This is a genomic window from Vibrio sp. AH4 (genome assembly GCF_030710545.1).
In the GTDB taxonomy this organism is placed as follows: Bacteria; Pseudomonadota; Gammaproteobacteria; order Enterobacterales; family Vibrionaceae; genus Vibrio; species Vibrio metoecus.
The window spans coordinates 2,241,821-2,255,710 of sequence record NZ_JALAIV010000001.1 but is presented as its reverse complement, the minus strand read 5'-3'; the positions used below and the strand labels follow the sequence as shown (position 1 = coordinate 2,255,710).

The 13,890-nt window shown below is 46.8% G+C and carries 9 protein-coding genes and 2 pseudogenes; 3 read left to right on the top strand and 8 right to left on the bottom strand.

What is annotated here, in order from left to right:
• Positions 1-469: 469 nt before the first annotated feature.
• Positions 470-943, top strand: coding sequence for a peroxiredoxin (locus MKA69_RS10535; RefSeq protein WP_305848240.1), 474 nt, complete (start codon positions 470-472; stop codon positions 941-943).
• Between the two features lie 60 nt (positions 944-1,003).
• Here MKA69_RS10535 and MKA69_RS18210 read toward each other — a convergent pair.
• Together MKA69_RS18210 and MKA69_RS10530 are read right to left on the bottom strand one after the other, a co-directional pair.
• A pseudogene (locus MKA69_RS18210) lies at positions 1,004-1,579 on the bottom strand (Hpt domain-containing protein); the annotation flags it as partial.
• 71 nt (positions 1,580-1,650) lie between these two features.
• Positions 1,651-4,978 (bottom strand): annotated as a pseudogene (locus tag MKA69_RS10530) (response regulator); the annotation flags it as partial.
• Positions 4,979-5,099: 121 nt separating this feature from the next.
• On the opposite strand from MKA69_RS10530, the gene MKA69_RS10525 reads away from it, so the two are divergent.
• Positions 5,100-6,239 (top strand): two-component system response regulator, encoded by a 1,140-nt coding sequence (locus MKA69_RS10525; protein WP_305847984.1) that lies wholly within the window; start codon positions 5,100-5,102, stop codon positions 6,237-6,239.
• Here the strand turns inward: MKA69_RS10525 and maiA are convergent.
• The 4 genes from maiA to hppD are packed head-to-tail and all read right to left on the bottom strand — an operon-like array spanning position 6,221 to position 10,093.
• Positions 6,221-6,865 carry a maleylacetoacetate isomerase gene (gene maiA / locus MKA69_RS10520; protein WP_095457449.1) on the bottom strand — a complete coding sequence of 215 codons (645 nt, stop codon included), beginning with the start codon at positions 6,863-6,865 and terminating at the stop codon, positions 6,221-6,223. The genes MKA69_RS10525 and maiA overlap by 19 nt on opposite strands.
• On the bottom strand, positions 6,862-7,884 hold the full coding sequence (locus MKA69_RS10515) for a fumarylacetoacetate hydrolase family protein (protein WP_305847983.1): 1,023 nt from the start codon (positions 7,882-7,884) through the stop codon (positions 6,862-6,864). The genes maiA and MKA69_RS10515 overlap by 4 nt, the downstream gene beginning before the upstream one ends.
• A gap of 6 nt (positions 7,885-7,890) precedes the next feature.
• The gene (locus MKA69_RS10510) at positions 7,891-9,027 is read right to left on the bottom strand and encodes a homogentisate 1,2-dioxygenase (protein WP_305847982.1); all 1,137 of its coding nucleotides are present in this window, start codon (positions 9,025-9,027) and stop codon (positions 7,891-7,893) included.
• Positions 9,020-10,093 carry a 4-hydroxyphenylpyruvate dioxygenase gene (gene hppD / locus MKA69_RS10505; protein ID WP_055064581.1) on the bottom strand — a complete coding sequence of 358 codons (1,074 nt, stop codon included), beginning with the start codon at positions 10,091-10,093 and terminating at the stop codon, positions 9,020-9,022. The genes MKA69_RS10510 and hppD overlap by 8 nt, the downstream gene beginning before the upstream one ends.
• A 460-nt stretch (positions 10,094-10,553) precedes the next feature.
• On the opposite strand from hppD, the gene MKA69_RS10500 reads away from it, so the two are divergent.
• Positions 10,554-11,660, top strand: a complete 1,107-nt coding sequence (locus MKA69_RS10500; RefSeq protein ID WP_095458810.1) for a tripeptidase T — start codon at positions 10,554-10,556, stop codon at positions 11,658-11,660.
• Between the two features lie 74 nt (positions 11,661-11,734).
• Here MKA69_RS10500 and MKA69_RS10495 read toward each other — a convergent pair whose 3' ends face one another.
• Entirely contained in the window at positions 11,735-13,183 is a 1,449-nt protein-coding gene (locus tag MKA69_RS10495) for an NUDIX domain-containing protein (protein WP_305847981.1), read from the bottom strand.
• Positions 13,184-13,214: 31 nt separating this feature from the next.
• On the bottom strand, positions 13,215-13,691 hold the full coding sequence (locus tag MKA69_RS10490; protein WP_000181109.1) for a GNAT family N-acetyltransferase: 477 nt from the start codon (positions 13,689-13,691) through the stop codon (positions 13,215-13,217).
• Positions 13,692-13,890: the final 199 nt, after the last annotated feature.

Here is a 13,890-nt window from a genome sequence, read left to right as displayed (position 1 = left end):
TAAGCGGATTAGTTGTTATTTGAAGACTAACCTTCCTCAGTGCACTTGCTTGAAAGCGGCTGAGGTTTTTCTGACATTGTTTACGACAGTAACGTTCCTTCGTAATTCGACGTTGTAACATTCCTTTTATCCGATCAAGGGTTCAATAGTTTTTATTAGACCGTCAATCGAAGCGACTGATTATCTATTTTCTGATCACACTATTCATGGGTTTTATCTCAATTTTGTCGTACACAAATCATTATGAAAAATAAACTCAATCTGTGGATTTAGCCATAAATTCAATCGAAATGGTGATCATTGCTGGTAATCAGGTGTAATCGATACCCAACTTCGAGGGCTTTACGTTATACCCCTAATAACACTCTGTGTTTGTTTGCCTCGTATCGTTCTACACTACTTGGGTCTGTACCCATGCCCTCTCACATGATGGCCTACAAGGTATTCCACCTGACTTAAGGAAACTATGATGATTCAAATTGGACAAACGTTACCTGATGCACAACTAAGCCAACGCACCAACGAAGGCACATTAACGCATTCAGTAAAAACATTATTCGCGAACAAAAAAGTCGTACTCTTTGCCGTTCCCGGTGCTTTTACTCCAACGTGTTCAGAAGCGCACTTACCTGGTTATGTGGTCTTCGCTGACAAATTCAAAGAGAAAGGTATCGATGCGATTGCTTGTGTTTCGGTTAACGATGCTTTTGTAATGAAAGCATGGGGTGAAGCCCAAAACGCGAGTGAGATTCTTATGCTTGCCGATGGTGATGCCAGTTTTACCAAAGCTCTGGGTTTAGAAATGGATACTGGCAATTTTGGCGGTGTTCGCTCTCAACGTTACGCGATGGTTATCGAAAATAATGTGGTGACGCTACTTAATGTTGAACCACCTAAAACCTATGAACTGAGCAAAGCGGAAACGGTGCTCGCGAGCCTATAACTCGTCCTTCGATGCGCTGGAACTCCCCTTTATATGCAAGGAATTCCAGCGTTATCCGTTTTATGGCTCCGGATATTCCTCTAATAACTCTTTTGCACGTTCATAATCGAAGTTCTCAAGAGCGCTGATCAAGGCCTCTTGTTGTGTGGGATTCCAAGCTGACACTTGGCGAATTGGTTTACTCAAATTCAAAGCCACCACATCATAATCATTGATCGCCTGCCATAACTGTTGGTACCACATGCGCCAATCCATGCTCGCTTGGCATTCTGGTTCATGGTGCTGCGTTTCCCACATCGCTAGCTCATCATTCACCTGGTTCAAAAGTCTTTGTGCTTGTTGTATATCTTCTTTATTGGGCTCCATCTGCTGCTCTAAGCGATGCTCCAAACTCGCAGCGAATTGAGTGAGTGAATCGAACCCTAAATTCGCTGATGACCCTTTTAATGTATGCGCGACTCGCGTTGCCGCTTCCCAATCTCGCTCGGCGATCAACCCTGATAGGTTGTCTAATTCTTGTTGTTGGCTATCAATAAAATGACGCAGTATTTCAAAATAACGCTGTTGATTACCCCCGATGCGGAAAATCGCTTGTTCAAGGTCAATTCCGGTGAGATTTGGCAGCCAGTCAGGCAACTTCTGAGATGCCACTATCGATGTCGCTTGAAGTGAATGGTGCGCCGTAGACTCTTCGGGTTCCGTCCATGTTAAGAACTGTTTGAGTACATGATAAAACTTATCGACATCAATCGGTTTAGACAGGTGACCATTCATCCCCGCTTGAGTGCAGCGTTCAATATCGGTCGCCATCGCATTCGCGGTCATCGCTACGATGGGCAGCGTTTTCCAACGCTCATCTGCGCGAATTTTTTTCGTGGCGGTAATCCCGTCCATCACCGGCATCTGCATGTCCATCAAAACCAGATCAAACGATTTCTCGGCCAACCTTTGCAAGGCTTCTTGCCCATTGTTGGCCACTATCACACTAAGCCCTGTTTCTTGTAACAGCCCTAACGCCACTTCTTGGTTAACTTCATTATCTTCAACCAGCAGCAGGGTTTGCCCGGCAAAATTAGGTTTGCGATGTTGGTGCACTTCTGTTTGTTTATGCCGCACATGGTCAATACCATAGCTGGTGACAATCGCATCCAACAAATTTGAGGGGTTAACTGGTTTTACAATCAACGAATCAACCAGTTTGCTGTTTTCACTATCAAGATGAATATCACGCCCATACGCCGTGACGAGGAAACATTTGGTTTGTTCACGCAACCCGAGGGATTTCACTCGGGTTAACAGCTCGATACCGTTCATTCCCGGCATGTTCCAGTCAACAAACAACATATCAAACGGTTTTTGTTGAATTTCCGACAATGCCTCAAACCCATTGCTCACGGTAACCACATTAAAACGCATCGCCGTCAGTAACGAATCTAAAATGTTCCGTGCAGAATCATTATCATCAACAACCAACACTCGCTTATCCGCGAGTCCATGCACAGGCTGGGCGATATCACGCATTTTCGCCTCTTGCAGCCCACACACCACGGAAAATTCAAAGGTAGAACCTTTTCCCTCTTCACTGTGTACCGCGATCTCCCCGCCCATCAGTTCCACCAACTGTTTACTGATGCTTAGGCCAAGCCCTGTACCGCCATATTGGCGCGTAATGCTGCTATCGGCTTGCGAGAAAGCGTTAAACAAACCCGCCAATTTCTCTTGGGTAATTCCAATTCCCGTATCTTTCACAGCAAAAAATAGCGTGACTTGTTGTTCATTCAATTGACGAACGCGTGCTGAGATAACGATTTCACCTTGGTGGGTAAACTTCACGGCATTACCACACAAGTTAACCATGACTTGCCCTAAGCGCAAAGGATCACCAATCAAACCAAGCGGGATATGCGGGTCAATATCCATCAAAAATTCAATGCCTTTTTCTTGCGCTTTCAAAGAGATCACAGAGATGAGGTTGTCGAGTACATCATCAAGATTGAAATCAATCCGTTCAACATGCAGTTTCCCTGCTTCCATTTTGGAAAAGTCGAGGATGTCATTAATAATGCCGAGTAAGTTTTTGGCAGATTCATTAATCCGTGTCACGTATTTGCGCTGAGTGGTATCAAGCGGAGTATTAAGTGCCAAATGTGCCATGCCAAGAATGGCATTCATCGGCGTGCGGATCTCATGACTCATATTGGCCAAAAAATCACCTTTGGCTTGACTCATCGCATCCGCCATTTTTTTAGCGTCCCGTAACTCTTCCTCCATCCGTTTACGCTCCGTGAGATCTAGCAAAATCCCAACAATGCCATGCACCTGCTCTAGATGATCGCCAAAAGAAGCTTCATACACCAATAACTCCCGTTGCTCTCCTTTCTGATCAAGCAAGGACACTTCATAATTTCGGCTAGTTTGCTGCTGTGCCAATGCCCGATGAGCTTCGGAGAAACACTGGGAAGCCACGGGTGAGAAAATGTCATGTGGCGATTTTCCTATCACCTCTTGCCGTTCAAACCCAACCAGATCCAAGAACTTAGCGTTAACGGTCAAATAAAGCCCTTCAGGGTTCAAGCAGTACATCGGGTTCGGGGTTGCATCGAGAATTTCTTGATTAAGTTGGGACTGCTCAAGCACTTTACGTTCAGCTAAACGTTGCTGTTCCGCATTTTGCGTCAGTTGAATCGCAACCGAAAGATCATCAAGCATCTGCGATAACCAATGGTAGTGTTGGGTACTTAGCATGCCCACCGTGCCAAGCTCAAGCAGCGCGATAGGCTGACCATTTACATGCAGAGGCAAGTAATACACCTCATTCAGCGCGATCATCCCCGAAGTCGAAACAACTTGGAAATGGCCATTCAGTGATCTCATCGCATAGGGTTTACCTGAACGCAGCACACTAAAATGGGTGGTAGTTGGATCACTAAATTCGCGTTGCGCGGATTCGGTTTGCCCCACACCGGCCACCCGCACTAACACGCCCTCATGATAGATATACAGGCCAATGAACTCGACCGGAAACTGATGCAGTAAAAACTGAGTAACCTGATTGCACAGTGCTTCAGTGGTCGGGTTATTACGGATGATGATGTTGAAGTCTTTGACCAGTGTATTAAAGCTCAGCTGCTCTGCTATGTGGTGAAAGACCACATTCAAACTGTCGATGAAGCGTTGTAACTCGCCATACGCTTTTTGAGTGAGCGTAAACTCGTAATCTTCACTCTGAACTTGCTTAACCACGGTTTTTAATAACGTGGTTAACGGCGCCACATACACCATCCACAGTAAAACGAAGGAAGCAATAATCGCCGACAGCAATAAGCTCACTAGCACAAGGCTGATCCGCTCATAATATTGCGCTTTCTCATCCGCCGCGTTGGCTTGAGACTGAATCCTGCGCACGATGTTGCCGTGTGCAGAACCGATCGCGGCCATAATCTTAGCTTTTTCAAGAAAATACTTTTCGCTGTAGAGTAAAGAACGGGCGAAATTCAAGTCTGGCTCACCAGTGTAACGATACTCTCCGGCAAACTCTTTCTTCCACCCTTTAACGGCCATAAAGGCTTCACGCTCAAGCGCAACGAGTTGGTCAGACAAAGAAAGAGCATTTTGTAGCTCCAAAAACTCGACAGCGTCGATCCCGGATTGTCGAATACGCTCAATCAGCGATGGATAACGCTGGTTTCCACTTTGGTCCAACTCATTGGTATCGCTGAGCACGACCACATCCCAAAACTCGTAATCATTATTGGAGGGCGCCGCCAATTTACCGTTACGCACATCCAATACTTGATTAAACAAGCGTAGCCAACGCTCATTCCCTGTACTTGCATAGGCACGGGCAAATTTGGTCAGATGATCTGAGCTCTGTTTTAATTCTTGTGATAAGCGATAAAACCGATGAAGCTGCTCACTATGCTGATGACTCTCAACTCGGAGATCGGCCACCTGCCGAGTGACGGTGAACATCGCCACGGCTAGCACCGCCATCAAACAAAATAGTAATGCAAATATCGCCTTGATTGAGCGCATGCTATCTCCTTATCAACACAGGATTCTGTGCAGCTTATTTCCAAAGTTTAGCTATAGTTTATGCAATGAACGCCATTTTAATCGTAATCCCCTAAACTTTGTGGTGAATAGGATAGTTCACATGTCAATGGAAGATTTGACCCAATGCACAATACTGATTGTCGATGACTCTCCCGACAATATTGCTTTTATGTCACAAGGCTTGGCGCAGTTTTATCGTATTAAAGCTGCACGATCAGGTAAGGTTGCGTTAGAAATATTGGCTCAACATCCGATTGATTTAGTGTTGCTGGATATTGTGATGCCTGAGATGTCGGGGTATGAAGTTATTCACCAAATCAAACAGAACCCAAAAACACAGCACATTCCGGTTATTTTCCTCACTGGCAAAAGCCATCCGGAAGATGAACAACTCGGTTTCGAACTTGGCGCGGTAGACTACGTTTTTAAGCCCGTCAGCATCCCATTGCTCAAGTCGCGCGTGCAAACTCATCTACAAAACAAGCTTTCCAAAGATATTCTGCTCAATCAAAACGATTATCTGGAAACCGAAGTGCTACGCCGCTCTGGTGACTTAGATCGGATGCAGGATGCCGTCGTGTTTGCTCTAGCAAGCCTAGCGGAAACACGCGATCCTGAAACGGGAAATCATCTGTTGCGTACGCAGCACTATGTTAAGGTGCTGGCAGAACGTTTGGCATGTTTAGAAAAATACCGAGACATACTCACTCCGAGGGTCATTGATACTTACTTTAAAGCCGCTCCCCTGCACGATATTGGTAAAGTGGGCATTCCTGACAACATACTGCTCAAACCAGGAAAGCTCACAGAGAGTGAATTCACCATCATGCGTAATCACGCACTGCTGGGTAAACTTGCGCTAGAGAAAGCAGAAAAGCTTTCTGGGGCGTGCACTGAACTGATCAGGGTGGCTAAAGAGATCGTCATCGGTCACCACGAAAAATGGGATGGTTCGGGGTATCCAATGGGGTTAAGAGGAGAAGCCATTCCACTCAGTGCACGTTTAATGGCGCTTGCCGATGTGTATGATGCTTTGATTTGTCGCCGCGTCTACAAAGAGCCGATGAGCCATGAACAAGCAAAAGCAATTATTCTGCAAGGCCGAGGTTCGCATTTTGACCCTATGGTCATCGACGCATTTTTAGCCGAAGAACAGAGCTTCATCGCTATCGCACAGAAATTTGCCGATGAAGCCTCTGAGATAAACTCTAGCGTGCCAGCTCAACTAGCATCAGGCTGACGATCAGGTGCCGCCCGCTCAAAAGCGGGTAAGGCCCGTAACGTTTCAGCCACCCGTTTGAGTGTGGGGTAACGGTTCATATCCAAATCAAAGCGCTCAGCGTTGTACACTTGTGGAACTAAGCAGACGTCAACCAGTGACAGAATATCGCCCACACTGTATATCCCTGCACATTGGCGTAACTTTTCTTCCAGCCCGAGAAAGCCCTTGTCAATCCAATGGCGATACCAATGATTTTTCTCATCGTCCGAAGCCGAAAATTCTGCGGAAAGGTACTGCAAAATCCGCAAATTATTGATCGGATGGATATCCGCTGCGATGTCTAACGCTAACGCTTTCACCTGATAACGCTCGGCACCTCGCTCTGGGATCAAACGGGGTTCGGGATAGGTTTCATCCAAATACTCAATAATCGCCAGCGATTGATTCAAGCAGAGCTCACCATCGATGAGCACTGGAATCAACTCGCTAGGATTGAGGCGATGAAACTCGGCATGATGCTGTTCCCCACCGTCTTTATTCAAATGCACAGCACGCGACTCATACGCCAACTGTTTGATATTAAGCGCAATTCTCACTCGGTAAGCCGCAGAAGATCGCCAGTATCCATAAAGAATCAAACTCATTGTGTCTCCTTGTTGTGTGGCAGTACACGCTGTTCAATCGCCCCAAATACGCTTTGTTGCTGATCGTTGAACATCTCAATACACACCGTATCTCCAAACTGCATAAATGGCGTTTGCGGTTTGCCATCACGCAGCGTTTCAATCATCCGCAGCTCCGCAATACAGGAATAACCCACACCACCTTCACGGATCGCGCTGCCATAATCGGTACCCTGCTTATTGGAAACCGTACCCGAGCCAATAATGGAACCGGCACACAACGCGCGCGTTTTCGCTGCATGCGCGATGAGCTCAGGGAATGAAAACGTCATATCCACGCCCGCATTGGGACAACCAAACAACTCTTGGTTATAAGTGGTGCGTAATGGGAGAGCAAGGCGCGCACCATCCCATGCTTCACCAAGCTCATCCGGAGTCACCGCAACAGGTGAAAAAGCCGAAGAGGGTTTGGATTGATAGAAACCAAAGCCTTTCGCGAGCTCATTCGGAATCAAGCCTCGCAGTGATACATCATTCACCAGCATCAACAGCCGAATGGCTTGCGCGGCATCTTGTGGGGCGCTACCCATCGCGACATCCGAAGTGATTACCGCCACTTCCGCTTCAAAATCGATACCCCACGCTTCATCAGCCATCACAATCGGCTCTCGTGGGGCTAAAAACGTATCCGAACCACCTTGATACATTAGAGGATCGGTCCAGAAACTGGCGGGCATTTCTGCGCCACGCGCTTTGCGCACCAATTCCACATGGTTAACGTAAGCGGAACCATCCGCCCAATGATAGGCTCTAGGCAACGGAGATAAACACTGCTCTGGGTCGAACAAACGGGCAGTAATGGTGCGTTCATTCAGTGCGAAATAGACATCTTGCAGTGAGTCCACCACCGCATCCCAATTATCCAAAGCCTGCTGTAAAGTGCTGGCAATCTCAGGCACGGCAACACACAGGCTTAAATCTCGGCTCACAACCACCAGTTGACCATCACGCATTCCATTTTTCAGGGTCGCTAACTTCATATCGCCCTACTCCTTTTTGCTCTGCCAACTGTAAACATATTGACGATTTTCCACCTGCTGCGCCGCTTCACTAAACTGTAGCGCATGACGGGTATCAATCATGACGGCCACTTCATCGGTGAATTTTTTGCGATATTCCAAGCCTGCTTGGAACGCTTTCGGATGGGGGCCGTGAGTAAAACCGGCTGGGTGGAAGGTCACCATGCCGGCTTCAATATTATCGCGGCTGAAAAAATCGCCAGCGTGGTAAAACAGCACTTCATCATAATCATCATTGTTGTGATAAAACGGCACTTTGAGTGCGCCGGGATCACTTTCAATCGGACGAGGAACAAAAGTACACACCACAAAGCCTTGTCCGACAAAGGTGGTGTGTGCTGAAGGCGGAAGATGATAGCGATGCGACATCAGCGGGCGAATATCGCGCCAGTTCAGGCGCACCACAGAAAGATCGCCATGCCAACCCACCGCATCCAATGGGTTAAACGGGAAAGTAATGGTGCTTAGCTGCCCATGACGTTTCACCTGTACTTGCGTCTGCTGCTCAGAGTATTGCGCGCGGAATTGATCATTAATCGAAGGCACATCCAACACCGCAGGGTCAAACACCGCGTGATTTCCGACTAAGCCTTTTTCCGGCAGTGAATACGCTGCATCGGTGTTTTCAATCATCAAAATAAACAAGGGCTCAATCGGCTCTAACCGCCAGTTGGTCGAGCGCGGGATCAGCACATAATCGCCCTCACTGACAACCAGATGGCCATAGTCACAATAGAGATCGGCTTTACCCTGATGGATAAACAGCAGTTCATCGCCATCCGCATTGCGCGCCAATACTGGCATAGCTTGGGCAAGTTTCCACACCCGCACTTTTACCTCATGGTTGTGCAGTAACAGTGGCACTTGCCAAGGGGATAAGGCATTGACGCCCTCAACATGGTTGAAGTTAAACGCGCGTGGGCGCAATTCGCCTTCCCACTCACTCCAACCTGTTGGTGCATGTTGGTGATGAAAATGCGCCGCGGGGCCAAAAAAGCCACTGCGCCCCGCCTCACGCTCGTAAATCGCCTGCTCTGGGAAATCCGCATGCGCTTGCCTTGAGCAAGTGCCTTCACGATGCGGAAAAGTAATCCATTTATGCATCAGTCAATACTCCACGACGAATTTGATCTTCTTCAATCGATTCAAACAGCGCTTTGAAGTTACCTTCACCAAATCCTTGATTACCTTTGCGCTGAATGATCTCAAAGAACACAGGCCCAATCACAGTTTGGGTAAAGATTTGCAGCAAAATGCCATCTTTCATCGGTGCACCATCAATCAAAATACGTAAGTCACGCAGTGCTTGAACATCTTCTTGATGTCCAGCCACTCGCTGATTCACCTTGTCGTAATAGGTATCTGGCGTTGGCATGAAGTCCATACCGCGTTCACGCAAGGTCTTTACGGTATGGTAAATATCGTCCGTGCTGAGCGCGATGTGCTGGATACCTTCCCCTTTGTACTCACGAATAAACTCTTCAATTTGCGATTTATCGTCAGAAGACTCGTTGATCGGAATACGGATTTTGCCACAGGGCGCGGTCATCGCTCGGCTCACCAAACCCGTCAGTTTGCCCTCGATATCAAAGTAGCGGATTTCACGGAAGTTACCAATGCGCTCATAAAAACCTGCCCACTGGTTCATATTGCCGCGTTTCACGTTGTGCGTGAGGTGGTCAATTTCGTACAGCCCTACTTGCGCTTGCGTAAGGCGTTCTTTGCTGTCAGGGTAAAAATGAAAATCGACATCATAGATGCTGCGATCGCCATAACGATCCACAAAATAGAGCAAGCTATCACCAATCCCGAGCACAGCTGGAATACTCAATTCCATCGGTCCAATCTCGGTTTTGTACTCCACTGCACCATTGGCTTGTGCATGTTTGAGTGCCACTGCGGCATCCTTAACCCGAAATGCCATACCGCAAACAGAAGGTCCGTGTTCTTTGGCGAACGCTTCGGCTTGGCTGCGTGGTTGCGCATTGACAATAAAGTTAATGTCACCTTGGCGATATAACCAAGCTTCCTTAGAACGGTGTTTTGCAATTTCGGCAAAGCCTAGAGAGGTGAAGAGGTGTTTGAGACTGGCAATGCCCTGCGTATCCGCCGCCGTGTATTCCACAAATTCGAAGCCATCAGTACCGAGTGGGTTTACGCTATCCATCATCATCGTTTCCTTGGTGAGTGTGATTGCACTAACCATGGCTGAAATGGTGTGTAAAGAAAATCCCAAGCTCTCAAGTGGCTTCATGCTGATTTAAATCAAAAAAAGTAACAAAATGATTACATTTATCACGTCGCGCTATCTCTTGGCGAAAAATCATTCCTATATCATGCATTAAATAAACACAACCCATTGAATATTAAAATATAGTTAATTTTCAACAGCCCATAAAGACTCTTTCCCACGCTCAATCAAGCAGTAAAGCATTGCTTACAATGTAACAATATTGTTACTCGTTATTGATATCAGCGCTGTTCGCAAGGTGTCGATTCATCAAAATGAGTGCCATTTCACTCAAGCACGTTTTTCCCCTCTTCTTTTCAGACTTTTTTTGATTTAACGCATCTTTTGTGAATTCGATTGCAGGCATGGTGTCAGCTTCTGTTCCCTAAGAGGTATTCCTATGAGCCTGATTAATACCCAACGTCTTGTTGACCACTTCCTACAACTGATTCAAATCGATAGTGAATCGGGTAATGAAAAGCAGATTTCTGAAACCCTAGCTGAACAGCTGGGTGAACTCGGTTTCTCTGTGCACAAACTACCAGTCCCTGCTGAGGTTTCTAACGGTTTTAACCTATATGCCCGCCTAGAAGGCACACTGGATGACAGCATTCTATTTAGCTGCCACATGGATACGGTAAAACCGGGTAACGGTATCGAGCCGATTATTGAAGACGGAATTATTCGCTCGAAAGGCAACACGATTTTGGGTGGTGATGACAAATCAGGCATTGCTGCAATTCTCGAAGCGGTACGCGCACTACGCGACAACCAACAAGCACACAAAACCATTGAGATTGCTTTCACTGTGCATGAAGAAGGTGGCCTAAAAGGCTCTGAGCACTTCGACATGAGCAAAGTACAAGCGCAAAAAGCGATTGTTCTCGACACCGGTGGCCCAATCGGCACTATCGTTCGCGCCGCGCCGGGTCAGCAAAAAATCGTTGCGCTGATCAAAGGTAAGCCTGCCCATGCGGGTTTAGTCCCAGAAGATGGGATCAGCGCGATCTCTGTCGCGGCTGATGCAATTACTCAAATGAAGCTGCTACGTATTGACGAAGAAACCACCGCCAACATCGGTATCGTACAAGGTGGTCAGGCGACGAACATCGTAATGCCTGAGCTCAAGATCGTCGCCGAAGCGCGTTCTCTCAACGATACGAAGTTAGAAGCCCAAGTTCAGCATATGATCGAAACCTTTGAACGCGCAGCGGAAAAACATGGCGCAAAAGTTGAGATTGAATCGACTCGTTCTTATAACGCGTTCAAGTTGGAAGAAGATAACGCTCACATTCAAGCGATCAAAGCGAGCTTTGAGGCAATTGGTATTGAACCCAAAACCAAACTGAGTGGCGGCGGCAGCGATGCCAACAACTTCAACGCGAAAGGCTTAACGACAGTAAACCTCTCAACCGGTATGGCTAAAGTTCACACCACTGAAGAGTACATCGCGATTGCGGATATGGTGAAAATTGCCGAATTCGTTTGTGCTTATACCACCGCCTAATTCTACTCTTGTTCCAGAAAAGCAAACCGGAAGCCTAAGCTTCCGGTTTTTTTATGCCTTATTCATCCAATCGGTTAATGCACTGGTGTGGTCAGTGAAGGTTTCACTCGACGACGTGCCAATAGCACAAACAATAAAATCAGCGCCGGATAACGCAATGTTTCACCGATCAACGAATACAGCGAGCTGTGATTGAACGGGCTAATTACCAATGAAATCGCCTCATTCGCCAGCAGCAATAGAACGATCATCAATAACACTTCACGAAATGACAATTCTGCCGAGATCGGTTTCAGCACCGTCACTAAACCGGCAATAGTGACTAAAAACGCCAACCACTGGGTAAAAATGGGTTGTGGCCAGATAATCGACAAAATCGCACAAGCAATGGTTAATCCCCACCAAACTGGCTTTGAGGTCAACAAACTTTGTACATTAACCCCCGGTTTCAGATCGAGGCGAATAATGTGCCATGCCACTAAACCACCAAACAACGATCCCGCTGCAATATCGCTGAGAAAAGCACTGCCTGAATAAAACGAAGCAAAAGATAACCAGATAAATACCCCAGCCCAAATGCGCATAGCCCAGCGGTGCGTAAACTCTTGTCGCACATGCCACAACAAAACCCCTAAACAACCCCAGAGCGCAATCGGCAAATTAGGAAACCCAAAACCATAGCTAGGAAACAGCTCTAATCCCGGTTGGTAAACATGAGGTCTTGGCAAAGAAAAACCTTGCTGAGCAACCAGACAAAGCAATGAGGTAACCGTCATCGCAAACAAAATTTTGTAGCAATAGGGTTTACCGAGCTGCCAATAAATTAAAGGAAATAGCACTAATCCCATCACTGGAAGACTAAAGATCATTCCGCTGAGGATGATGTTTTGCAGCCAAGGCATACTCTTTTGCAACTGCGCCAACCCATATTGGAGTTGATTGAGCCAATCCAATTCCACTTGCTGAAATCGAGGAGCAGCTTTGTGCAGTTCAGTCACATAATCCACGGCTTGATCTGTACTCACGTTGAACAGCGAGAGAATAGACGCCCACTGCTCTGAATATCGATACTGATTCGGTTTGATATAACTCGGGGTGATCAGCATGGATGAGATCGTTTCCACGCCATAATCAGGCGCAAACCAGATGGGTAGCTCATACCCTCCTAACCCATTTTGGTACGCGTAGGCGATCACTTGTGATTCACTGATACACTCATAAACTAACGCCGTAGGGGTGTGGCCAAGTAACCGCCCCACCGCAACCACCATGCCTGTTTCTTGCCAAGTTTCACGCTGAGCCGCCATTTGGGGTGTTTCACCCGCCTCAATCGTGCCGCCGGGCAGCGAAAGTTTTCCAGTCAATACCTCTTGCGTCATCACTAACTTATTATCGCCACGGATCAAACATAACGCACCGCGATACGCTGTCTCTTCTTCTTGGCTGGACATGGCCGAAAAAGAGAGCCCTAAACTCAGAATGAAACCTAACACTAACCAAACTGTGCGAACATGTGCCAACAAGGTACTGTTTCCTTTTAAAAAACGAACTGACTTATACAAGCGGTTTACGCAACCAGTGAATATGTGGCACAAAGCCTGAACTCTGGTAAAAATCTTGGGCTGTACGGTTAAAATCCCATACTTCAACAAACATTTGTTTGACCCCGTAATCTTTGAAAACGCGCTCTAATTTATGACATAGCTGATTGGCAATCCCTTGTCCACGAAATGCCGGAAGCACATAAAGCTCATCGACACTGCCCATTGTTACCGCCTGACTCACGGTAGAAACCAGCTCACAAAAATGTCCAGTCACAAAACCCACTATCTGATCTTGTTGCTTCGCGACGTACACCAAGCACTCAGGATCATCCAGATAACGGGCAATGCTTTTCTCTTGCTCAATCTCCTCTGCGGTTTTGAAATGCTCTGAGCATTGCTGGTGGTGCTCATCGTGCAATTGAAACATCAACTGATTAAGTTGCTCTAAATCTGCACTGTTGGCTGCCGAGAGTGAGAAGTTGGTCATTTTGTGATTGTTATCAATTTATCGTGGGGCGAAATTGTATAGGAAGTGCGATAAAAAATCAGCTTAGGCAGTAGGGTTTTTGTGCAATCAGGTTGTTATCTGTGTCACATCAATGAGATGGTTAACTAAAAATCGCTCTAATAGATGCCCCAAATAATCAGGCCATGATGCTGCCCACAAACGTGAACGACATAATGGC

Excerpts from the sequence above, each read along its gene's own strand:
- MKA69_RS10535 (WP_305848240.1), top strand. The coding sequence starts at position 470 with ATGATTCAAATTGGACAAACGTTACCTGATGCACAACTAAGCCAACGC.
- MKA69_RS10525 (WP_305847984.1), top strand. The coding sequence starts at position 5,100 with ATGTCAATGGAAGATTTGACCCAATGCACAATACTGATTGTCGATGAC.
- maiA (WP_095457449.1), bottom strand. The coding sequence starts at position 6,865 with ATGAGTTTGATTCTTTATGGATACTGGCGATCTTCTGCGGCTTACCGA.
- MKA69_RS10515 (WP_305847983.1), bottom strand. The coding sequence starts at position 7,884 with ATGAAGTTAGCGACCCTGAAAAATGGAATGCGTGATGGTCAACTGGTG.
- MKA69_RS10510 (WP_305847982.1), bottom strand. The coding sequence starts at position 9,027 with ATGCATAAATGGATTACTTTTCCGCATCGTGAAGGCACTTGCTCAAGG.
- hppD (WP_055064581.1), bottom strand. The coding sequence starts at position 10,093 with ATGATGGATAGCGTAAACCCACTCGGTACTGATGGCTTCGAATTTGTG.
- MKA69_RS10500 (WP_095458810.1), top strand. The coding sequence starts at position 10,554 with ATGAGCCTGATTAATACCCAACGTCTTGTTGACCACTTCCTACAACTG.
- MKA69_RS10490 (WP_000181109.1), bottom strand. The coding sequence starts at position 13,691 with ATGACCAACTTCTCACTCTCGGCAGCCAACAGTGCAGATTTAGAGCAA.